General features: G+C 73.6%; 20 protein-coding genes. 11 read left to right on the top strand and 9 right to left on the bottom strand.

From position 1 onward, the window contains the following. Positions 1–135 precede the first annotated feature (135 nt). Positions 136–4,725 carry an ATP-dependent helicase gene (locus ACXNSR_RS28290; RefSeq protein ID WP_458638186.1) on the bottom strand — a complete coding sequence of 1,530 codons (4,590 nt, stop codon included), beginning with the start codon at positions 4,723–4,725 and terminating at the stop codon, positions 136–138. Between the two features lie 80 nt (positions 4,726–4,805). Here ACXNSR_RS28290 and ACXNSR_RS28295 point away from each other — a divergent pair, with 80 nt between their 5' ends. The 3 genes from ACXNSR_RS28295 to ACXNSR_RS28305 all read left to right on the top strand — a co-directional run bounded on the left by ACXNSR_RS28295 (position 4,806) and on the right by ACXNSR_RS28305 (position 6,762). Beyond that, a complete protein-coding gene (locus ACXNSR_RS28295) occupies positions 4,806–5,648 on the top strand; it encodes an AraC family transcriptional regulator (protein WP_458638187.1) in 843 nt (280 codons plus the stop codon). 119 nt (positions 5,649–5,767) lie between these two features. Next, positions 5,768–6,457, top strand: a complete 690-nt coding sequence (locus ACXNSR_RS28300; protein ID WP_458643417.1) for an AzlC family ABC transporter permease — start codon at positions 5,768–5,770, stop codon at positions 6,455–6,457. Beyond that, positions 6,454–6,762, top strand: coding sequence for an AzlD domain-containing protein (locus tag ACXNSR_RS28305; RefSeq protein ID WP_030010743.1), 309 nt, complete (start codon positions 6,454–6,456; stop codon positions 6,760–6,762). The genes ACXNSR_RS28300 and ACXNSR_RS28305 overlap by 4 nt, the downstream gene beginning before the upstream one ends. Here ACXNSR_RS28305 and ACXNSR_RS28310 read toward each other — a convergent pair. Next, entirely contained in the window at positions 6,731–7,777 is a 1,047-nt protein-coding gene (locus ACXNSR_RS28310; protein ID WP_458638188.1) for a hypothetical protein, read from the bottom strand. The two genes, ACXNSR_RS28305 and ACXNSR_RS28310, sit on opposite strands and share 32 nt — an antisense overlap. Before the next feature lie 81 nt (positions 7,778–7,858). Between ACXNSR_RS28310 and ACXNSR_RS28315 the strand changes: the two genes are divergently transcribed. After that, positions 7,859–8,053: a DUF3046 domain-containing protein gene (locus ACXNSR_RS28315; RefSeq protein WP_030729208.1), complete on the top strand. Its 195-nt coding sequence runs from the start codon at positions 7,859–7,861 to the stop codon at positions 8,051–8,053. Positions 8,054–8,278: 225 nt separating this feature from the next. Further along, a complete protein-coding gene (locus tag ACXNSR_RS28320; RefSeq protein ID WP_458638189.1) occupies positions 8,279–9,367 on the top strand; it encodes an AI-2E family transporter in 1,089 nt (362 codons plus the stop codon). Here the strand turns inward: ACXNSR_RS28320 and ACXNSR_RS28325 are convergent. Next, on the bottom strand, positions 9,321–10,076 hold the full coding sequence (locus ACXNSR_RS28325) for a Clp protease N-terminal domain-containing protein (protein WP_458638190.1): 756 nt from the start codon (positions 10,074–10,076) through the stop codon (positions 9,321–9,323). The two genes, ACXNSR_RS28320 and ACXNSR_RS28325, sit on opposite strands and share 47 nt — an antisense overlap. 123 nt (positions 10,077–10,199) lie before the next feature. Here ACXNSR_RS28325 and ACXNSR_RS28330 point away from each other — a divergent pair, with 123 nt between their 5' ends. From ACXNSR_RS28330 to ACXNSR_RS28355, 6 genes are all read left to right on the top strand, one after another. Next, on the top strand, positions 10,200–10,877 hold the full coding sequence (locus ACXNSR_RS28330) for a class I SAM-dependent methyltransferase (protein WP_458638191.1): 678 nt from the start codon (positions 10,200–10,202) through the stop codon (positions 10,875–10,877). A gap of 39 nt (positions 10,878–10,916) precedes the next feature. After that, the gene (locus ACXNSR_RS28335) at positions 10,917–11,387 is read left to right on the top strand and encodes a hypothetical protein (RefSeq protein WP_458638192.1); all 471 of its coding nucleotides are present in this window, start codon (positions 10,917–10,919) and stop codon (positions 11,385–11,387) included. Between the two features lie 144 nt (positions 11,388–11,531). After that, positions 11,532–12,248: a hypothetical protein gene (locus tag ACXNSR_RS28340; protein WP_458638193.1), complete on the top strand. Its 717-nt coding sequence runs from the start codon at positions 11,532–11,534 to the stop codon at positions 12,246–12,248. A 188-nt stretch (positions 12,249–12,436) separates the two neighbouring features. Beyond that, positions 12,437–13,552: a recombinase RecA gene (gene recA, locus ACXNSR_RS28345; protein ID WP_458638194.1), complete on the top strand. Its 1,116-nt coding sequence runs from the start codon at positions 12,437–12,439 to the stop codon at positions 13,550–13,552. 3 nt (positions 13,553–13,555) lie between these two features. Then, positions 13,556–14,122: a recombination regulator RecX gene (gene recX, locus ACXNSR_RS28350; protein ID WP_458638195.1), complete on the top strand. Its 567-nt coding sequence runs from the start codon at positions 13,556–13,558 to the stop codon at positions 14,120–14,122. Positions 14,123–14,212: 90 nt separating this feature from the next. Then, positions 14,213–16,765: an ABC transporter permease gene (locus ACXNSR_RS28355; protein WP_458638196.1), complete on the top strand. Its 2,553-nt coding sequence runs from the start codon at positions 14,213–14,215 to the stop codon at positions 16,763–16,765. 110 nt (positions 16,766–16,875) lie between these two features. On the opposite strand, the gene ACXNSR_RS28360 is transcribed toward ACXNSR_RS28355, so the two are convergent. From ACXNSR_RS28360 to ACXNSR_RS28385, 6 genes are all read right to left on the bottom strand, one after another. Further along, complete coding sequence (locus ACXNSR_RS28360; RefSeq protein WP_458638197.1) at positions 16,876–17,265, bottom strand: rhodanese-like domain-containing protein; 390 nt, start codon at positions 17,263–17,265, stop codon at positions 16,876–16,878. Then, positions 17,262–17,810 carry a cupin domain-containing protein gene (locus tag ACXNSR_RS28365; protein ID WP_458638198.1) on the bottom strand — a complete coding sequence of 183 codons (549 nt, stop codon included), beginning with the start codon at positions 17,808–17,810 and terminating at the stop codon, positions 17,262–17,264. Before ACXNSR_RS28365 ends, ACXNSR_RS28360 begins: the two co-directional genes overlap by 4 nt. A gap of 78 nt (positions 17,811–17,888) precedes the next feature. Next, positions 17,889–17,975: a putative leader peptide gene (locus ACXNSR_RS28370; RefSeq protein WP_311318651.1), complete on the bottom strand. Its 87-nt coding sequence runs from the start codon at positions 17,973–17,975 to the stop codon at positions 17,889–17,891. Positions 17,976–18,007: 32 nt separating this feature from the next. Then, positions 18,008–19,621, bottom strand: a complete 1,614-nt coding sequence (locus ACXNSR_RS28375; protein ID WP_458638199.1) for an FAD-dependent monooxygenase — start codon at positions 19,619–19,621, stop codon at positions 18,008–18,010. Between the two features lie 495 nt (positions 19,622–20,116). Beyond that, entirely contained in the window at positions 20,117–21,007 is an 891-nt protein-coding gene (locus ACXNSR_RS28380; RefSeq protein ID WP_458638200.1) for an amino acid ABC transporter permease, read from the bottom strand. Then, on the bottom strand, positions 21,004–21,678 hold the full coding sequence (locus ACXNSR_RS28385; RefSeq protein WP_458638201.1) for an amino acid ABC transporter permease: 675 nt from the start codon (positions 21,676–21,678) through the stop codon (positions 21,004–21,006). Before ACXNSR_RS28385 ends, ACXNSR_RS28380 begins: the two co-directional genes overlap by 4 nt. Positions 21,679–21,696 lie beyond the last annotated feature (18 nt).

A 21,696-nucleotide genomic window follows, 5' to 3' on the forward strand; every position in this document is an offset into this window, starting at 1 on the left:
GTGCATTGCCGATGCAATGCCTGTGATCACCTTGATAAAGGATCAATAAGCAGATCGGCCTGCCGAGAAGCGGTCGACGACAGGTTTGTGACATGTTCAGGACGCGAGCGGCACAGTCGGGACCGTGTGCGGCCGTCAGGAACGCAGGCGCAACCCCCTCGGCGTGGCGTGGAAGCCGGCCGCCTCCAGGACCGGGCCCAGGGGCGAGGTCAGGGCCGCCGCCGCGTTGATCCGTTCCACCGTGAGGGCCGGGAGCGTGCCCGCGCGGGAAGCGTCCGCGAGGGCGGCCGTGGCCGCCGCGAGCCGGGGGTCCTCCCCGGCGGGCCAGGCCAGCAGGGTCTTGCCGCCCCGCTCCAGGTACAGCACGAGCTCCCCGTCCACCAGGACCACCAGGGAGCCCGCCTTGCGGCCCGGCTTGTGGGTGGCCCCGGCCGGGGGCTCGGGCCAGGGCAGGGCCGCGCCGTAGGCGTTCGCCGGGTCGGCGGCCGCCAGTACCACCGCCGCCAGCGGGGGCGGTGTCCGCTCGGCGGCCCGCAGCCGGTCCACCGCGCCGTCCATCGCGAACTGGGCCGCGCCCAGCCCCTCGACCACATAGCCCCGGCGGGCCTGGCCGCTGTCCTCGAAGGCCGACAGGACGCGGTACACCGCGCTGAAGCCGCCCTCCACCCCCTCCGCGGCGACCGCCCCGCGGGTGACCACCCCGTGCCGGTCCAGCAGGGTGCGGGCCAGGGCGTGGGCCCGGTGCGTCGGGTCGGGAGCCGCGGCCGGCAGCAGGGACCAGCGCCCGGAGACCGTGGGCGGGCCGGTACGGGACACGGTCGCGCTGAGCGTGCCGTACCGGCCGCGGGGGACGGTGCGCCGGGCCCGGTGCGCCGTCGAGCCGGCCGTGCGGCCCGAACCGAGCAGCGAGCGCAACGGGGCCAGGGTGTCGTTGGTGAGCCGGCCCGACCAGGCCAGATCCCATACGGCCTCGGAGAGGGCGACGTCGGACACCTCGGGGAACTCGCCGCGGATCGACTGCGCGATCTGCCGGAAGAACAGGCCGTACCCGCCCGCCAGCGACGCCAGGACCGCCTGGTGGAGGGGGCTCTGCTCCAGCGGGTGCGGCGGGGGCAGCAGCATCGGGGCCGCCTCCGCCAGGTAGAGGGAGATCCAGCCGTCCTTGCCCGGGAGGGCACCGGCGCCCGCCCACACCACCTCGCCCGCGGTGGTCAGTTCGTCCAGCAGGCCGGGGGAGTACCCGCTCACCCGCGACGGGAGGATCAGGCGTTCCAGCGCGGAGGCCGGAACAGGGGCGCCCTGGAGCTGTTCCACCGCCCGGGCCAGCCCGTCGAGGCCGCGCAGGGCGCCGCCCAGGTGCTGCCACTGGGGGAGGAAGGTGGCCAGCGAGGTCGGCGGCACCGGTTCCAGCTCCTGGCGGAGCGCGGCCAGGGAACGGCGGCGGAGCCGGCGCAGCACCGTCGCGTCGCACCACTCCTGGCCGATGCCCGCCGGGTGGAACTCGCCCTGCACCACCCGGCCGGCCGCCGCCAGCCGGTGCAGGGCGCCCTCGGTCACCGCCGCGCCCAGCCCGAAGCGGGCGGCGACGGCAGCCGTGGTGAAGGGCCCGTGGGTGCGGGCGTACCGGGCCAGCAGGTCCCCGAGCGGGTCCTTGACCGGTTCGGTGAACGCCTCCGGGACACCGACGGGCAGTGCTGTGCCCAGTGCGTCCCGCAGCCGGCCCGCGTCCTCGATCGCCGCCCAGTGGTCCGCGCCGCCGATCCTGACCGCGATGGCGCGGCGGGCCGCGGCGAGCTCCCGGGCCCAGGCCGGATCCGCCCCGCGCTCGGTCAGCTGGTCCTGCGTCAGCGGGCCCAGCAGGCGCAGCAGGTCGGCCACCGACTCGGGATCCTTGGCCCGCCGGTCCTCCGTGAGCCACTGGAGCTCCCGTTCCAGCTCCTCCAGCACCTGCGCGTCGAGGAGTTCGCGCAGCTCCGCCTGGCCGAGCAGCTCGGCCAGCAGTCTGGAGTCCAGGGAGAGCGCGGCCGCCCTGCGCTCGGCCAGCGGCGAGTCGCCCTCGTAGAGGAACTGGGCCACGTACCCGAAGAGGAGCGACCGGGCGAAGGGGGAGGGCTCGGGGGTGGTCACCTCGACCAGCCGGACGCGGCGCGCCTCGATGTCCCCCATCAGCTCGGTCAGGCCGGGCACGTCGAAGACGTCCTGGAGGCACTCCCGTACGGCTTCCAGCACGATCGGGAAGGAGCCGAACTCCGAGGCCACCTGCAGCAGCTGGGAGGCGCGCTGACGCTGCTGCCACAGCGGGGTGCGCCGGCCGGGGCTCCGGCGCGGCAGCAGCAGGGCGCGGGCCGCGCACTCGCGGAACCGGGAGGCGAACAGCGCGGAGCCGCCGACCTGGTCGGTGACGAGCTGGTTGATGTCACCGTGGTCGAAGGCGACATCGGCCGCGCCCAGCGGGGCCTTCTCGTCGTCGAACTCGAACCCGTGCGCGGCGGCCGGGTCGTGGTCCAGCAGGTCCATCGAGAGCAGGTCCAGGTCGGGCAGGCGCAGGACGATCCCGTCGTCGGCGTGCATCACCTGTGCGTCCATGCCGTACTTCTCGGCGAGGCGGGCGCCCAGTGCCAGCGCCCAAGGGGCGTGCACCTGCGCGCCGAAGGGGGAGTGGACCACGACCCGCCAGTCGCCCAGTTCGTCGCGGAACCGCTCGACCACGATGGTCCGGTCGTCGGGGACGTGACCGCAGGCCTCGCGCTGTTCGGCGAGGTACGCCAGGACGTTCTCGGCGGCCCAGGCGTCCAGGCCGGCCGCCAGCAGCCGCAGCCGGGCGTCCTCGTCGCTCAGAGCGCCCAGCTCTCGGAGGAACGCGCCGACCGCGCGGCCCAGTTCCAGCGGACGGCCGAGCTGGTCGCCCTTCCAGAATGGCAGCCGGCCCGGCACTCCGGGGGCGGGGGTGACCAGGACCCGGTCGCGGGTGATGTCCTCGATCCGCCACGAGGTGGTGCCGAGCGTGAACACGTCCCCGACGCGGGACTCGTAGACCATCTCCTCGTCGAGCTCCCCGACCCGGCCGCCGCCCTTCTTCGGGTCGGAGCCCGCCAGGAAGACGCCGAAGAGACCGCGGTCCGGGATCGTGCCGCCCGAGGTGACCGCGAGGCGCTGGGCACCCGGCCGGCCCGTGACCGTCCCCGCCACCCGGTCCCACACCACGCGCGGCCGGAGCTCGGCGAACGCGTCCGACGGATAGCGCCCGGCCAGCATGTCCAGCACCGCCGTGAAGGCCGACTCCGGCAGCGCCGCGAAGGGCGCCGCCCGCCGCACCAGGGCGAGCAGGTCGTCCAGCTGCCAGGTGTCCATGGCGACCATCGCGACCAGTTGCTGCGCCAGTACGTCGAGGGGGTTGGACGGCACCCGCAGCGACTCGATGGCCCCTGTGCGCATCCGCTCGGTGACCACCGCCGCCTGCACCAGGTCGCCGCGGTACTTGGGGAAGACGACCCCGGTGGAGACCGCGCCCACCTGGTGCCCGGCCCGGCCCACCCGCTGCAGTCCGGAGGCCACCGAGGGCGGCGATTCCACCTGCACCACCAGGTCCACCGCGCCCATGTCGATGCCCAGCTCCAGGCTGGAGGTGGCGACCACGGCGGGCAGCCGGCCCGCCTTCAGGTCCTCCTCCACCAGCGCCCGCTGCTCCTTGGACACCGAGCCGTGGTGCGCGCGGGCCAGCAGCGGCGGGGCGCCCAGGGCGGCGCCCGACTGGGCCATGACCTCGGCCGGCGACGCGTGCTCGGGCAGCTTCTCGCCCACGGCGCGCTCGTACGCGATCTCGTTCAGCCGGTTGCACAGCCGCTCCGCGAGCCGGCGGGAGTTGGCGAACACGATCGTCGAGCGGTGCGCCTGCACCAGGTCGGCGATCCGCTCCTCCACGTGCGGCCAGATCGACGGCTTGTCCCCGCCCTCCTTGCCCTCGGTCGCGGGGGAGCCGCCCAACTCGCCCATGTCCTGGACCGGGACGACCACCGACAGGTCGAACTCCTTGGCCGACGGCGGCTGGACGATCTCCACCTTGCCGCGCGGCGCCAGGTACCGGGCCACCTCGTCCACCGGCCGCACGGTCGCCGACAGCCCGATCCGGCGTGCCGGGCGGGGCAGCAGCTCGTCCAGCCGCTCCAGGGAGAGGGCGAGATGGGCGCCGCGCTTGGTCCCCGCGACCGCGTGCACCTCGTCCAGGATCACCGTCTCGATCCCCGTCAGGGCCTCGCGGGCGGACGAGGTCAGCATCAGGAACAGCGACTCGGGCGTGGTGATGAGGATGTCGGGCGGGCGGGTGGCCAGCGCTCGCCGTTCGGCGGGCGGGGTGTCGCCGGAGCGGATCCCGACCCGGATGTCGGGCTCGGGCAGGCCCAGGCGGACCGACTCCTGGCGGATCCCGGTCAGCGGGCTGCGCAGATTGCGCTCCACGTCGACGGCCAGGGCCTTCAGGGGCGATACGTACAGCACGCGGCAGCGCTTCTTCGACTCGGCGGGCGGCGGGGTCGAGGCGAGCCGGTCGAGGGCGGCGAGGAACGCGGCCAGGGTCTTGCCGGAGCCGGTGGGGGCCACCACCAGCACGTCCGAGCCCTCCCCGATCGCCCGCCAGGCGCCCTCCTGCGCGTCGGTGGGCGTGACGAAGGCCCCCGTGAACCACGAGCGGGTCGCGGGGGAGAACGAGTCGAGCGCAGCGCCTGCCATGCCCCCATCGTGCACCCCGCCACTGACAACGGGCCGGACCTGGGCAAACGTGAGTCGGTGCGGGGGCGCAGAATGGGGGGATGGGGACGGACGAGGGCGCCGGGGGCCGCCGGGAGTGGGCACGGCACTGGCAGTACGCGGAACTGCCGGGGCTCGATCTGCTGCGCGCCCACTACGTGCGCCACACCTTCCCGCGCCACGCGCACGACGGGTACGTCATCGCGGCCGTCACCGGGGGCATCGAGGAGATCGGGCTCCCCGGCCACGTCGTGCGCGCAGGGCCGGGCAGCGTGGTCCTGATCAACCCCGAGGTGCCGCACACCGCGCGCGCCGGCGCGCCCGAGGGCTGGGCGTACGCCACGCTCTACCCCTCCAGCGAGCTGATCGCCGAGGTCGCCGACGACCTCGGCACCCTGCGCGGCACCCCCGGCTTCACCACCGACATGGTCGCCGACCCCCAGGGCGCGCGGGCCATCACCGAGATCCACCGGGCCGCCGAGGCGGGGAACGCGCTGGCCGCCGACACCCTGCTGCGCGGCGTGGTGGCGCGGATGCTGACCCGGCACGCCGGACCGCTGCCCGCCCGTACCGTCCGCGGCGCGGGCGGCGCCGACGCCGCGGCGGCCCGGGCCGTACTGCAGGAGCGGATGGCCGACCCGCCGTCGCTGGAGCAGCTCGCCGCGGAGCTGGGCACGAGCCCCTTCGCCCTGCTGCGGGCCTTCCGCGATCGGTACGGCATGCCGCCGCACACGTGGCTCACCGACGCCCGCGTCCGGCAGGCGCGCCGGCTCCTCGACGCGGGCACGGCGCCCGCGGAGGCGGCCGTCACGGTGGGCTTCACCGACCAGCCGCACCTGAACCGGCACTTCACCCGGATCGTGGGCGTCCCGCCGGGCGCGTACCGCCGGGAGCGGGCCCTCTGAAGGCCCCTCCCGGCGGCGGGGCCGGCGCCCCGGCGCGCGCAAGAACGTACAAGACCCGCCCGGCGGGCCCCGCGTAGTTTCGGGGTGTGGGAGAGAACCAGCTGGTCACAGAGCCAGAGATACGTGAGGCACCGACACCCGACGAGCGGCCGCGCGCCGCCGTCGTACGGGACGCGCTCGGGGTCGGGGTGGCCGTCGGACTGTCCGGGTTCGCCTTCGGGGTGACCGCCGCCGGGGCCGGCATCAGCACCCTCCAGGCCTGTGTGCTCAGCCTGCTCGTCTTCACCGGAGCCTCGCAGTTCGCCCTGGTCGGGGCGCTCGCGGCGGGCGGGAACCCGTTCACCGCCGCCGCCGGGGCCTTCTTCCTGGGGACCCGGAACGCCTTCTACGGGCTGCGGCTGTCCCAGCTGCTCAAGCTGCCCCGCCCGGTGCGGCCCCTCGCCGCGCACTGGGTGATCGACGAGACCACCGCCGTCGCGCTGGCCCAGCCCGACCGGAAGTCGGCCCGGCTCGGCTTCACCGTCACCGGGCTCACCCTCTACGTGCTGTGGAACCTCACCACGCTGCTCGGCGCGCTCGGCGCCGAGGCCATCGGGGACACCAGGGCGTGGGGTCTGGACGCCGCCGGCCCCGCCGTCTTCCTGGCGCTGCTGGCGCCGATGCTGAAGACCTCCACCGAGCGGGCCGTCGCCGCCCTCGCGCTCGTCCTCGGGCTCGGCTTCCTGCCCGTACTGCCCGCCGGGGTGCCCGTGCTGATCGCGGCCCTGGCCGCCCCCGTCGTGCTGTGGATGAAGGGACGCCGTCCGTGAACGTCTGGATCGCCATCGGCCTCACCGTCGTCGGCTGCTACGCCGTCAAGCTGGCCGGGCTGCTCGTCCCCGCCGGGGCCCTGGAACGGCCGCTCGTGCGCCGGCTGGCCGCCCTGCTGCCGGTCGCCCTGCTCGCCGCGCTCACCGCGCAGCAGACCTTCAGCACCGGGTCCGCCCTCGTCGTCGACGCCCGCGCCGCCGGACTCGCGGCCGCCGGGCTGGCACTGCTGCTGCGCGCCCCGTTCCTGGTCGTGGTCGCGGCCGCCGTCGTCGTCACCGCGGGGGTACGGGCCCTGGGTGGCTGACCCTGGCGGGCAGGCGCCCGTACGCCCGCAGGGTGAGCAGCGCCTCCAGGGTGGCGATCGGCCGCCGCTCCAGCGAGCTCCCCGGCGCCCAGGCCCGCCGGCGCACCGGCCAGCCGCCGTCCGGCTGCTGCTCGGAGACCAGGAAGTCCAGCGAGCGGCGCAGCTCCGCGTCGGTGAACCAGCCGCGGGCCAGCGACTCCGGGCGCCGGGCGAAGTCGTGCGGGTACAGCCGCTCGCCCGGGGCGTAGCCGGGGGCCTCCGGGTACTCCGCCCGCCGCACCGGATCGAGCACCACGAGCCGCTGCTCGCGCACCAGCCGGCCCAGACGGTCCGCGGCCGCCGCGGCGCGCGCCCGGTCGGGGATGCCGTCGAGGAAGGCCACCGCGCTCTGGATCTCGTACGGGTGCGAGCGGTGCAGGTTCTCGATGCGGTCCCAGCAGAAGTCCGTGGCCCGGAAGAGCCAGGCGTGCCAGACCCGGTTGCGGTGCAGGACGCCGACGACCGGGCCCGTGGTGAGCAGCTCGCCCGGCGGGTCGTCGTGCATCGGGTGGTAGGGGGCCGCGGGATAGTCGCGGGAGGACGGGAAGACCACCGGAAGCGCGCCGTCCGCGGTGGAGACCCCGGTCAGGTGGCGGCAGAGCCGCTCGACGCGCTGCCCGGCGCAGCGGCCCAGGCTGTCGAGCACGCGCAGCGCGTGCGCGGTGTGCAGGGGCTGGCTGAGCGGACCGCGAAGATCCGGATCGAGCGCGTGACCGTAGCCGCCGTCCGCGTTGAGGTACGAACCGAGGGCCGCGTCCACCGGGTCGGCGTCCCCGCCGAGGAAGTGGAAGGCGAACCGGCGCTGCTCCAGCACGCGGGCCGTGAGCCAGATGAACCCCTCGGCGCGGGCCAGCGGGGTCTGCGGGGTCTGCGCCGTCTGCGGGGGCCGTGCGTCCTGTGCCGGCCGGGGGATCCGGGGGGACGGCCGGGTGTGCGGGGGCTGGGGGGTCTGCGGGGAAGCTTCGTCTCCGGGCATGCGTGCAACGTAGGACGCGGCGGTGCGGCGGGGAGGGCCTAACGCGGGCGGTGCACTCTCCCGGGGCGGGATACTGGGGGCATGCGGTTGACGATTTTCTGGGAACGGATGGCGGAGCACTTCGGTGCGGCCTATGCCGACTCCTTCGCGCGGGACCACGTCATGACGGAGCTGGGCGGGCGTACCGTCCACCAGGCGCTCGACGCGGGCTGGGAGACGAAGGACGTGTGGCGCGCGGTGTGTTCGGCGATGGACGTGCCGGCGTCACTGCGCTGACGAGCGCGCTGTTTTCGCGGTGGCGGGCGCGCGTGGGACAGACTTGGCGCCGTGGCAGCCAGCGAAGAGACGACCGATCAGTCCGCCGAGGCACGGGGAGTGACACCGCCGGTGCAGGCGGAGGAGCCGACATCGCCGGATCGGCCGGGCAGGCCGGGACCGCCCGCGCCGCCGGCTCCACCGCCGTCCGGTGCGGCCCCGGCCCCGTCCCCGGACGATGCGCGCATGCCGCGCTGGCTGCCGCGCGCCGTGGTCCTCGTACTGGCCCTCGTGGCCTGCTTCCAGCTCGGCAGCTGGGCCTTCCACCAGCTGATAGGCCTCCTCGTCAACATCCTGATCGCGTTCTTCCTCGCGCTCGCGATCGAACCGGCGGTGGCCAGGATGGCGGCAGGCGGCATGCGCCGGGGAGTCGCCACCTTCGTGATGTTCCTCGCGGTGCTCATCGTGACCGCGGGCTTCCTCGCACTGCTCGGCTCGCTGCTCGCCGGGCAGATCGTCGCCATGGTCGAGGGCTTCCCGGGCTATCTCGACTCGGTGATCAAGGCGATCAACTCCACCTTCCACACCGAACTGTCCCGGCTGGAGATCCAGGAGAGCGTGCTGCGCTCCGACTGGCTGCGCAAGTACGTGCAGAACAGCGCGTCCGGCGTGCTCGACGTCTCCGCCACCGTGCTCGGCGGACTCTTCAAGCTGCTGACGATCGGACTGTTCTCCTTCTACTTCGCCGCCGACGGACCGCGGCTGCGGCGCGCGCTGTGCTCGGTCCTGCCGCCCGCGAAGCAGGCCGAGGTGCTGCGCGCCTGGGAGATCGCCGTCGCCAAGACGGGCGGGTACCTCTACTCGCGCGGGCTGATGGCGCTGATCTCCGGTGTCGCGACCTACATCGTGCTGGCGGTCCTCGGGGTGCCGTACGCGCCCGCGCTCGCCGTGTGGGTGGGACTGGTCTCCCAGTTCGTGCCCACCATCGGCACCTATCTCGCGGGCGCGCTGCCGGTCCTGCTGGCCTTCACCGTGGATCCCTGGTACGCGCTGTACGTACTCGGCTTCGTGGTGATCTACCAGCAGTTCGAGAACTACGTCCTCCAGCCGAAGCTGACCTCGAAGACCGTGGACATCCATCCGGCGGTGGCCTTCGGATCGGTCATCGCGGGCACCGCCCTGCTGGGCGCGGTCGGGGCGCTGATCGCGATCCCGGCCGTCGCCACGCTCCAGGCCTTCCTCGGCGCGTACGTCAAGCGCTACGAGCTGACGAGCGACGCGGACTCCTCTACTTCTCGTCCGCGCCGCCGAGTACGGCTGCCAAGGCTTCGTTGACGGTCGCCTCGGCGGCGGCCTTGTCCAGGCCGAGGCCGCTCAGCAGGCCCTCGCCGTTCTCCAGCTCCAGGAGCGCGAGCAGGATGTGCTCGGTGCCGACGAAGTCGTGTCCCAGGCGCAGGGCCTCACGGAAGGTCAGCTCCAGGGCCTTCTTCGCCGAGGCGTCGAAGGGCACGAGGGCCGGCAGGTCGTCCTGGGCCGGCGGGAGCGCGGCGGCCGCGGCGGCCCGTACGTCGTCCGGCGAGACCTCCTGCGCGCGCAGGACGAGCCCCGCGAGGCCGTCGGCCTCGGCCATCAGGCCCAGGACCAGGTGCTCGGTGCGGATCTCGGTGTTGCCGGCGGCGCGGGCCTCGTTCTGTGCCGTCACGACCACGTTGCGGGCGCGCGGGGTGAAGCGGCCGAAGCCGGCGCTCGGGTCCATGCCGTCCGCGCCCTCCTTGTCCGCCTTGGGGACGAAGCGCTTCTGGGCCGCCTGGCGGGTGACGCCCATGCTGCGGCCGATGTCGGTCCAGGAGGCGCCGGAGCGGCGGGCCTGGTCGACGAAGTGACCGATGAGATGGTCCGCGACGTCCCCGAGGGCCTCTGCCGCGACGACGGCGCCGCTGAGCTGCTCCAGGGGGTCGGCGTGGACCTTGTTGATGGCCTCGATCAGGTCGTCGAGGCGTACCGGATTGGTCATGCGAACGGGTTCCACCGAAGGGTTCGTCATAGGTGCAACCCTAGGTTGACACTTCGAGGGGTGTCAACCCTGGGTTGTCACTCGCGTGGGGTGTTCGTGGGCGCCGGGCCGCGGTGTCATCCTGGGGAGGGAGCGCGAGACGCGGAGGCCGTCATGGGGTTCTACGCCGAGCAGGCAGTGCCGCGGATCCTCAATGTCGCCTGCGGGGCCAGGATGGCCCGGCCGCTGCGCCGTCGGGTCTGCGCGGGGCTCGCGGGCGAGGTCGTGGAGATCGGCTTCGGCGCGGGGCACAACGCCCCCTTCTATCCGCGGGCCGTCACGGGTGTATCGGCGGTCGAACCGTCCGACGTCGCGTGGCGGCTGGCCGCCAAGCGCGTGCGCGGCGCCCCCGTACCGGTCCGGCGGTCCGGCCTGGACGGCCAGTCGCTGCCCTTCGAGGACGGCCGTTTCGACTCCGCGCTGTCCACCTGGACGCTCTGCACCATCCCGGACGCCATGGCCGCCCTGCGCGAGCTGCGCCGCGTGCTCAAGCCCGGCGGCACCCTGCACTTCGTCGAACACGGGCTCGCCCCGGAAGGCGACTGGCGCGTGCGCCGCCTGCAGCGACGGCTCGAACCGATGAACATGCGGCTGCTGGGCGGCTGCCACCTCACCCGCTCCGCCCCGGACCTGCTGACGGCGGCGGGATTCACGATCACCGCCCTCGACGTCTTCTACGAGGAGGGCGCGCCGAAGTTCCTGTGCGCCGAGTCCCTCGGGACGGCGATCTCCCTGCGGCCGACGACCCGTCACGAAACCATCACGAGGGGCACGGGCCCGGAGCCCGCCTGACAGCATCGGTCGGACCGATCCAGGGGGGTTCCAGGTTCCATGAGATTCCGTGTGCGTGTCCCCGCGGCGACCCGCGCCGCCGTCGCCGTCGTGACCGTCGCAGCCGTCGCCTCGTTGCTCGGAGGCTGTTCCCGGTCCCCGGCCGAGCGGCTGGAGGAGTGGTACGGCTCGGGAGGCGAGGAGCAGATCAGGAAGCTGAGCGAGGACGCCGGCCGGGTCAACGAGGTGAGCATGCGCACGATCGACGTCCAAGGACCGGCCTGTCAGGACCTGTTGGCCCGGACCGCCGAGGCCGAGAAGCTCGACCCGATCCCGGACGAAGCCGCCCAGCGGTACTGGAAGGAGGCCCTCGGAGGGTTCCGGCGGGGAGCGGGCGAATGCGCCGACGGGGCCGCGAAGAAGGACGGGAGCCAGGTCTCCCGGGGCATCAGGGCGGTCCAGACGGAAGGCCTGCCCAAGCTGGTGAGCACCGTCTCGATGATCAAGGCGGGCCTGGCGGCGACCAAGTGACCTGACCTGACCGGGCCGGGCCGGGCCCGGTGCCGGTGGCGCCGCGGCCGGGTCGCCTTCGCGGCCGCCGCCCGGGCCCGTGCCGCGGACCCCGCGCGACCTGCCGTGACCGTCGTACCGGCGGCCGGGGCTTACAGTCGGATCATGCTCGATGGCCGGTGGTTCGTGGACGACCATGACGACGACTCGGACCTGGACGCGACCGAGGCCGCCTTCGTGTCCGCCCTGCGGGACCGTGCCGCTGCCTGGCGGGTGCCGCCGGCCTACAGCTGCGTGAGCCGCACGGAAGACGAATCCGCCCTGCTGGTGTGCGTCTCCTTCACGGACGAGGGCGAACGGAACGTGCGGCTCGGCGAGTGGGCGGTCCATTTCCGGGGTGCGGACGTGTCGGCCGGCCGGGTCTGCGACCAGCTCTTCAACCTCCACGAGTCGCCGGAGAGCGGCTTCTTCCGTGCGACCGGAACACCGGAGGCCCTGGCGGAACGGTGCGCGGCCTGGTTCGAGGCCGTGCTCAGCAGGCCGGTCGGGCGCATGCAGTGGCTGCACGAGGACAAGGTGTACGCGACCCAGTGGATGTTCGCGGACACGGGGGAGGGGCTGGTCGGCGGCTACGACAACAGGCTCGCCCCGTCGCCGCTCGAGGGATGGGGGGCGTACCCGAGCAGCCCTCACGCGCTCTGCACCCTGGTCCGCGGCGGCAGCGGTCCGCAGCACGGTCCCCACGCGCCCGAGTGCCGGGAGGCCTCGCGCGCCGGGACCTCCACCGCTCATGCCGCTGCTGCTCCCGCGGCGTCCGAACCGCCCCCTCGGCGGTGGGGCGCGAGGCTGACCGGCCGGCGCCTGCCCTGGCGTCGGGGCTGATTCCCCGGCGCGCTCGGCCGCAGCGGTGCAGGTGGGGGCGGGGCGGGCGTGGTGCGCTTGACAGGAAAATCGAACATCCATTCTGATGGGTTATCCACAGCCGAAACGCTCGTGGAGGCGCATTGTCAGTGGCAGGCATTAGCGTCAGTGACGTGAAGCGATCGACTCAAGCAAACCGGGTGGAACCCATGGCAGGCACCGACCGCGAGAAGGCTCTCGACGCCGCTCTCGCACAGATTGAACGGCAATTCGGCAAGGGTGCGGTCATGCGCCTCGGCGACAAGCCGAACGACCCCATCGAGGTCATCCCCACCGGGTCGACCGCGCTGGACATCGCCCTCGGCGTCGGCGGGCTGCCCCGCGGCCGTGTGATCGAGGTGTACGGCCCGGAGTCCTCCGGTAAGACGACCCTGACCCTGCACGCCGTGGCCAACGCGCAGAAGGCCGGCGGCACCGTCGCCTTCGTGGACGCCGAGCACGCGCTCGACCCCGAGTACGCCAAGGCTCTCGGCGTCGACACCGACAACCTCATCCTGTCGCAGCCGGACACCGGCGAGCAGGCGCTGGAGATCGTGGACATGCTGGTCCGCTCCGGTGCCCTCGACCTGATCGTCATCGACTCCGTGGCGGCCCTCGTGCCGCGCGCGGAGATCGAGGGTGAGATGGGCGACTCGCACGTCGGCCTCCAGGCCCGACTGATGAGCCAGGCGCTCCGGAAGATCACCGGTGCGCTCAACCAGTCCAAGACCACCGCGATCTTCATCAACCAGCTCCGCGAGAAGATCGGTGTCATGTTCGGCTCGCCCGAGACCACCACCGGCGGTCGCGCGCTGAAGTTCTACGCCTCGGTGCGCATCGACATCCGCCGTATCGAGACCCTGAAGGACGGCACGGAGGCGGTCGGTAACCGCACCCGCTGCAAGGTCGTCAAGAACAAGGTCGCGCCCCCGTTCAAGCAGGCCGAGTTCGACATCCTCTACGGCCAGGGCATCAGCCGCGAGGGCGGCCTGATCGACATGGGTGTGGAGCACGGCTTCATCCGCAAGGCCGGCGCCTGGTACACGTACGAGGGCGACCAGCTCGGCCAGGGCAAGGAGAACGCCCGCAACTTCCTGAAGGACAACCCCGACCTCGCCAACGAGATCGAGCGGAAGATCAAGGAGAAGCTGGGCGTGGGTGTCCGCAAGGACGCCGCCGAGGCCGGTGCCGAGACGGCGGACGCCGCCGACGCCACGGCCACCGCCGTGCCCGCCCCGGCGTCGAAGGCCAAGACGACGGCCAAGGCCGCCGCGGCCAAGAGCTGATCCGTGCGGGAGCAGGAAGGGGGCGGCGAGCGCCGGCGCGGTCGTGAGGACCGTCCGGAGCTGCCGCCCCAGAGCCCGGAGGAGCAGGCGCGGGCGATCTGCCTGCGCCTGCTCACCGGGAGCCCGCGGACCCGGCGCCAGCTCGCGGACGCACTGCACAAGCGGGGCATTCCCGAGGAGGTGTCGCAGCAGGTCCTCTCCCGGTACGAGGAGGTGGGCCTGATCGACGACGCGGCCTTCGCCGGAGCCTGGGTCGAGTCCCGGCACCGCGGCCGGGGCCTGGCCCGCCGGGCGCTGGCCCAGGAGCTCCGGACCAAGGGGGTGCACGCCACCCTCGTGGAGGAGGCTCTGGAGCTGCTGGACTCCGACCAGGAGGAGCAGACCGCCCGGGAGCTCGTGGAACGCAAGCTCCGCTCCACCCGGGGCCTGGAGCGGGACAAGCGGATCCGGCGCCTCGCCGGGATGCTCGCCCGCAAGGGATACCCGGAGGGCATGGCCCTGCGGGTGGTGCGCCGCGCGCTGGAGACGGAGGGCGAGGACGCCGACGACCTCGGGTACCCGGGGGAGTGAGCCGGTGGGCCCGGGGTGGGGGTAGCCCCCGGGACCGGACGCCGGGGCACGCCAGTGTCACGCGCCGGGCGCGGCGGCAGAGTTGGCCGCATGATGCTGCGTTACGCCCTCCAGACCGTCAGGGACCGCAAGGCCGGTTTCCTCGGCGCCTTCGTCGCACTGCTGTGCGCGGCCGCCCTCATCACCGCCTGCGGGACGCTTCTGGAAACGGGCCTCCGCGGAAAGATCGGCACCGAGCGCTACGCGGCCACGCCGGTCCTCGTCTCCGCCGACCAGAACGTCCACGAGACCACGGTCAAGGAGAAGAAGGGCGGACGGACCAAGACCAAGCACAAGGCCAAGCCCGTCGCCGAGCGGGCCTGGCTCCCCGCCGCCACCGTGGACGCGGTCCGTGCCGTGCCCGGCGTCGAACGGGCCGTCCCCGAGCTCACCTTCCAGGCCGTCCCCCTGGTCGGGACCCCCGGCGCGCCGGTGCCCTCGTACGGGCACGCCTGGACCTCCGCCTCGCTGACCCCCTTCACCCTCGCCGAGGGCCGCGCCCCGCAGAGCGGCGGCGAGATCGTCGTCGACCGTGCGCTGGCCGCCCGCGCCCGGCTGAGGCCCGGCTCCGAACTCGCCGTGCAGTCCACCGGCGAACCCAGGACGTACCGGGTCAGCGGCGTCGCGACGACGGACCGGGGCGACCTCGTGCAGCAGAGCGCGCTCTTCTTCAGCGACGACGAGGCCCGGCGTCTCGCCGCCCGCGAGGGCCAGGTCAGCGCCATCGGAGTGCTGCCCGCGCCGGGCGTCGGCGCAACCGAGCTCGCCGCCCGCGTCGAGCGGGCGCTGCGGGGCACCACCGCGCAGGTCGCCACGGGCGACGAACGCGGCCCCGTCGAATTCCTCGACGCCGCCGGCGCCCGCGTCAAACTGGTGTCCATGGGCGGCGCGATGGGCGGCACCTCGCTGCTCGTCGCGATCCTCGTGGTGGTCGGCACCTTCGCACTCTCCGTCCAGCAGCGCTACCGCGAACTCGCCCTGCTGCGGGCCATCGCCGCCACCCCCGGGCAGCTGCGCCGCATGATCGGCAGGGAAGCGCTGCTCGTCGGCCTGGCCGCCGGCGTCACCGGAGCGCTCGCCGGGCTGCCCCTCGCCGCCTGGCTGCACGGCCGGTTCGTCGACAGCGGGGTCGTTCCCGTGACCCTGGAGCGCACCGCCGGCATCTTCCCGATGTTCGCGGCCGTCGCCGCCAGCCTGCTCGGTGCCTGGGCCGCCGCCCGGATCACCGGCCGCCGGATCGCCCGGATCCGCCCGGCCGAGGCGCTCGCCGAAGCCGCCGTCGAGCGGGGGAGGCCCGGCTGGATCCGCAGCGGGCTCGGGGTGCTGCTGCTGGCGGGCGGGGCGGTGCTGGTCGTCGTACTCGGCTCGCTGCGCACCGAGCCGGCCTCCACCCCGGTCACCTTCCTCGCCGTGGTGGTACTGGCCGGGGCGGTCTCGCTGCTCGGCCCGCTGCTCGTACGGGGTGCCACCGCGCTGCTCGCCGGACCGCTGCGGCTGGCCGGCCCGGGCGGCCACCTGGCCACCGCCAACCTGCGCGGGAACGCCACGCGCATGGCCTCCGCCGTCACCCCGCTCGCGCTGCTGATCGGCATGACCTGCACCGTGCTCTTCATCACCCCGACCCTCGGGGACGCCGCCCGGACCCAGGCCCGCGACGGGATCCGGGCCCAGTGGGTCCTGGCGGCGCAGGGCCCCGGAGTCACGCGGGAGGCCGCCGAGAGGGTCCGGCGTACTCCGGGGGTCACGGCGGCCACCGAGATCGTGCACACATCGGTACGGGTGGGGCTGACGAAGTACGCCGCGCAGGGCGTGACCCCGGCCGGGCTGACGCGGACCTGGGACCCGGAGGTCACGGGCGGCAGCCTGGACGGCTTCGGCGAGGGGAGCGCGGCGGTGAGTGAACTCGCCGCCGACCCGCTGGGGCTGAAGCCGGGGAGCCCACTGAAGCTGACGCTGGGGGACGGAGCCCCGGTCACGCTGACGGTCTCGGCCGTGTACGCGCGGGGGCTCGGCTTCGGCGATCTGACGCTGCCGCACGGCCTGGTGGCCGCGCACGCGGACAATCCACTGGCCGCAGGGGTGCTGGTGGCGGCCGAACCGGGTTCGGGGACCGGACGGGAGCAACTGGCCGCGGCGGTGCGAACGTTCCCCGGGGTACAGCTGCTGTCCGCGGCGGACGCCGACGCGGCGCGGGCCGAGCGGCAGGACGCCGGGGCGGAGATCAACCTGCTGGCGATGGGGCTGGTGCTGGCCTTCACCGCGATCGCGGTGGTGAACACGCTCGCGATGTCGACCGCCGAGCGGTTCCGGGAGTTCGCGATGCTGCGGCTGGCCGGGGCGAAGCGCCGGCAGGTACTGCGGATGCTGAGGACGGAGGCGCTGGCGGTGGCCTTGATCGGGACGGCGCTGGGGTCGGGGATCGCGCTGGCCGTACTGACCGCGTTCAGCGTGGGCATGACGGGGGTGGCGGCGCCCGCTGTGTTGCCGGTGGCCTACGCGATGGTGGTGGGGGTGGCCGGAGTACTGGCCCTGGCGGCCACCGCCCTCCCGGGGCGGGTGGCGTTGCGGGTGGCGCCGGTGGAAGTGGCCACGGCCAAGGGGTAGTACGGCGCCTTTGCCGGGGGCGCTGCCCCGGACCCCGCGCCTCGAACCCCGGACGGACTGGAAGATCCAGCTTGGTCGGTGTTCGAGGCGCGGGGTCCGGGCGGAGGGCGTCAGGCGGGTTCGACCGGGAGGCCCGCCGATTTCCAGGCCTGGAAGCCGCCGATCAGATCCGTTGCGCGGTGCAGGCCCAGGGCGTGGAGCGAGGCCGCGGCGAGGCTGGACGCGTACCCCTCGTTGCAGATCACCACCACCCGGAGGTCGTGGCTCGTGGCTTCGGGGAGGCGGTGACTGCCCCGGGGGTCCAGGCGCCACTCCAGCTCGTTGCGCTCGACCACCAGCGCGCCCGGGATCAGCCCGTCCCGCTCGCGCAGGGCCTGGTAGCGGATGTCCACCAGGACGGCCCCGGCACGCGAGGCGGCGTGCGCCGCCCGCGCGTCCACGCGGGTGTAGCCCGCACGGACCCGTTCCAGCAGATCGTCGATGCCGATCGGGGCGCTCACTGCCAGTCCGCCGGACGCTCGACGTGCTCCAGGCTGAGCACCGGACCGCTGCGGCTGTAGCGGCGGATCAGCGGGAGCGGCGGGTAGTAGGCGTGCACGGAGATCGCGTGCTCGGTCTGCGATTCGTTGAGGACCTCGTGGACGTGGTGTTCCCGGAAGGCGCGTCCCGAGCCCGCGGCCAGTGAGCGGAGGCGGTCGACGCCAGGGGCCAGTTCGAGGGACTTCCAGCCCTCGGAGGGCAGGCGCACGGCCAGGGAGTGCTCGGTGAGCCGGCCCCGGGCGGTGGCGAACGCGCCCCGCGACTCGGCGTGGTCGTGCCAGCCGGTGCCGGTGCCCGGCGGCCAGCCGATCAGCCAGGCCTCGCTGCCGCCGGGCCCGTCCAGCCGGATCCAGGTGCGGCCCTCGGGGTCGAGCGGCAGCGAGGCCACGATCGTGGGGTCGGCCGCAGTGCGCAGGGCGAAGTCGAGGAGTTCGGCGGCGGTGGGGCCCCCGGCCGCCGGCGAGGACTCCGGGGCGTACGGGGGTGCGGATGCGGATGCAGACATGGAAGGGGACCGTTCCTGGGTTCGCGGAGGTGCGCGCAGGCCGGTGGACGGCACGGGGCGCGCGGAGGGAAGGGCGAATCAGCAGGAAGGGCGACACACGCAGCCCGCGTAGCGGAGCAGGTCCATATGGACCCTCCGCCACAGGCGTACGTCGTTGCCGGTCATTCCGCGAGTGAACCACGGAGTCCCGGAGACGGTCAATCGATCACCACGGTCGGTGCGGGTGTCGGCGACGGCGTCGGCGACACCGTCGGTGTCTTCGCGGACGGCGCCGGCACCCGGGACGCGGGCGCGCCCGCCCGGAGCGTGTCCGCCGCCTCGTACAGCTCCGCCGGGCGGACCCCCGCGAAGGTCGCCGCCAGGTGGCCGTCCGGCCGCACCAGCAGCACGGTGTGCGCCGGAGCTCCCGGGTAGCCGTCCGCGACCAGCAGGTCGGTGCGGACCGGGAGGGCGCTCACCGCCGCCGCGAGGCGGGGCATCAGCCCGGCGCCGAGCCAGTGGCGCCGGTCCCAGACCCCGGTGCCGGGCGCCACCAGGACCACCAGCGGCCGGCCCTGCCCGAGCAGGTCCCGCAGGGGCACGGTCGCGCCGTCCGGCGCGGTCACCGGGACGTTCGCCACCGGGCCGCCCGGCTCCGTGGCCGTCGGTACCTCGCGGACGGCGACCGGCGGGGCGTAGGTCGGTTCCGCGCCCAGCGGCCCGCGCCCCAGGTGGCCGTCGGTGAGCAGGGACTCGGCGGAACGAGCGGCGCCGGGGAGGTAGGTGCGCAGGCCGCCCCCGGCCCGCAGCGAAGGCATCGCCTGGTCGGCCGCGCGCAGCCGGGAGGCCACCGCGGTGCGCCGCTCGCCCTCGTAGCTGTCGAGCAGGGCCTCGGACGCGCCTTGGTGCCAGGCCAGGGAGAGCTTCCACGCCAGGTTCTCGGCGTCCCGGAGCCCCTCCTCGACACCCTGGGTGCCGAGCGCGCCCAGCAGGTGCGCGGCGTCTCCGGCGAGGAAGGCGCGGCCGTCGCGCCAGCGCCGGGCGAGGCGGTGGTGCAGGGTGTGGACCCCGGTGTCGATGAGGTCGTACGGGGGTGTCGTGCCGCCGGACCACACCGCGAGGGTGTCGCGGATCATGGTCACCAGCGCGTCGGGAGTCACGAGGTCCCCGCGGGGCGGGAGCAGCCAGTCCAGCCGCCACACGCCGTCGGGCAGCGGCCGCGAGGTGACCTCGTGCGGCGGGCTGCGGTGCAGCAGGGCCTCGCCGGGCCAGGGCAGTTCGGTGCGCAGCGCGGCCACGGCGTGCCGTTCCACGGCGGTGCGGCCGGGGAAGCGGATGCCCAGCAGCTTGCGCACGGTGGAGCGGGCGCCGTCGCAGCCGACCAGGTAACTCCCGCGCCACCAGGTGGTCTCGGCGCCCCGGGTGTGCGCGGTGACGCCCCGGCCGTCCTGCTCCAGGGAGTCCAGCTTGCTGTCGGTGACCAGCTGGACGAGCGGGTGGGCCGCGGCGGCGCCGCGCAGTCCGCGCTTCAGCGCGTGCTGCGGCAGGTGCAGCGGGGCTTGCCGGTCCTCGAAGGTGATCCGCCGGTCGGTCTGGCGCCGGCGCATCGTGCGCCAGGCGGCGAAGTACGCCCCCTCGTCGCGCAGCGTCGTACAGCCCAGCCGGTGCACCATGGCCGCCGTTTCGGCGTGCAGGACGACGGTACGGGCCGGGCGGACCTCCTCCTTGCCGGGCCCTTCGTCGAGCACGACGGAGGGCACGCCCGCACCCGCGAGGGCGAGCGCCAGGGACAGCCCGACGGGTCCCGCGCCGACGACGATCACCGGGTCCATGGCGCGGCTCCCGATGTCCGGTATGTGATCACAGAACGTATGCAACCCACTGTAGGTGCCCGCGTCAAGTGACCCTGGTCGGCGCAACGGTAACTGGAATCAGAAATTCCGAAGCAGCCGTCACTTCCGTGGCACCGGCGCCGTCGCGGACCGCCGAGTTGCGGCACGGCCCGGCTGTTCCGAGTGGCCGGCGCGGTGCGGCCTGAATTCACCCGTGCTGTATTCGGCCGACTTTCCGGAACCCCTTCCCCCATTTTCCTGGGGGCCGCGGCGTCGCCGTCCATTCGGCGAATGGGAGGGGCAGGCGTCGCGAGGTCCGCTCGGCGGACCGGGCCGCTCGGCTCTCTGCCGGTGCGGGCACCGCCGAAACCGGGAGCCGCACGGGTCGCTGCAACGCAGTGTGGTGCGGCGGATGAATTCCGCCGCACCACACAGGCCGTGCCGTATGAATGACCTCGGGTCAGAGCCCGAAGGGTTCCCGGCCGGGGAGGATCGTCACGCCCCGCCGGAGTTCGCCCCGGTCGCCATGTCGTTCACGTCATCGGCGCCGACCACCGCACCGGTGCTCTTCTTCGACTTCCGCAGCCGGCCTTCCAGCACGGAGGCAAACGAGGTGAGGGCGAAGTTCACGGCGATGTAGATCAGCGCGATCACCGTGAGGGTCGCGATGGTGTTGCTGTAGTTGGCCGAGATCTGCCGGTTCGTGGAGAGCAGTTCCGCGAAGCCCAGCAGGGCGCCGCCGATCGCCGTGTCCTTGAGGATCACCACGAGCTGGCTGACCAGGGCCGGCAGCATCGCCGTCACGGCCTGCGGGATCAGCACGTAGACCATCGTCTGGCCCTTGCGCATCCCGATCGCCTTTGCGGCGTCGGACTGGCCGTGGGGCAGGGAGAGCACACCCGCGCGGACGATCTCGGCGATGACGGCCGAGTTGTAGAGGACCAGGCCCACGACCACGGCCCAGAAGGGCCGGGTGTCGGAGGGCACGTCCAGGAACCGCGGCGCCATCAGCGCGTTGCCGAACAGCATCAGCATCAGCACCGGGATGGCACGGAAGAACTCGACCCACGCGCCGACCGGACCCCGTACCCACGCGTGGTCCGACAGCCGGCCGATGCCCAGCAGCGCGCCGAACGGGAGGGCGATCACCATGGCGAGGGCGCCGGCCTTGAGGGTCTCCATCAGGCCGGGGAGCAGGTACGTGGTCCAGACCCGGCTGTCGGTGACGAAGGGGGACCACTTGTCGGCGTCGAGCTGGCCCTTCTCGCCCATGAGGGACAGGGCCCACCACAGGACGAGCCCGAACAGCACGACGAAGATCCCGCTGTAGATCCAGTTGCGCACCTTGGCCTTGGGGCCGGGGGTGTCGTACAGCACGGAGCTCATCGCTTCACCGCCACTCGCTTGGCGACCCAGCCCAGCAGAAGACCGGTGGGCAGGGTCAGCAGGACGAAACCGAGGGCGAAGACCGCGAAGACCGCGAAGGTCGCCTGCGCCTCGTTCTCGAGCATTTCCTTCATCAGCAGGGCCGCCTCGGCCACGCCGATGGTCGCCGCCACCGTGGTGTTCTTGGTGAGCGCGATCAGTACGTTGGCGAGCGGCGCGATGACCGCCCGGAAGGCCTGGGGGAGCACGATCAGGGTGAGCACCTGGAAGAAGCTCAGTCCCAGCGCGCGGGCCGCCTCGGCCTGGCCGACGGGCACGGTGTTGATGCCGGAGCGCAGGGCCTCGCAGACGAAGGTGCCGGTGTAGGCGATCAGTCCGAGGACCGCGAGCCGGAAACCGGTCTCCTTGAAGGTGCTGCCGCCCAGATCGATGCCGAGGGTCTGGCTGAGACCCAGCGAGCAAGCGATGATCAACACGGTCAGCGGGGTGTTGCGCACCAGGTTGACGTACGCGGTGCCGAAGCCCCGCAGCAGCGGGACCGGGCTGACCCGCATCCCGGCCAGGGCGGTGCCCCAGATCAGGGATCCGGCCGCCGAGTAGAGGGTGAGCTGAACCGTCACCCAGAAGGCTCCGAGCACGTCGTACTGCCCGGAATCAAGAAAATCGAACACGATGCCCTGCGCTCTCCC

This window comes from Streptomyces sp. NC-S4, assembly GCF_054353315.1.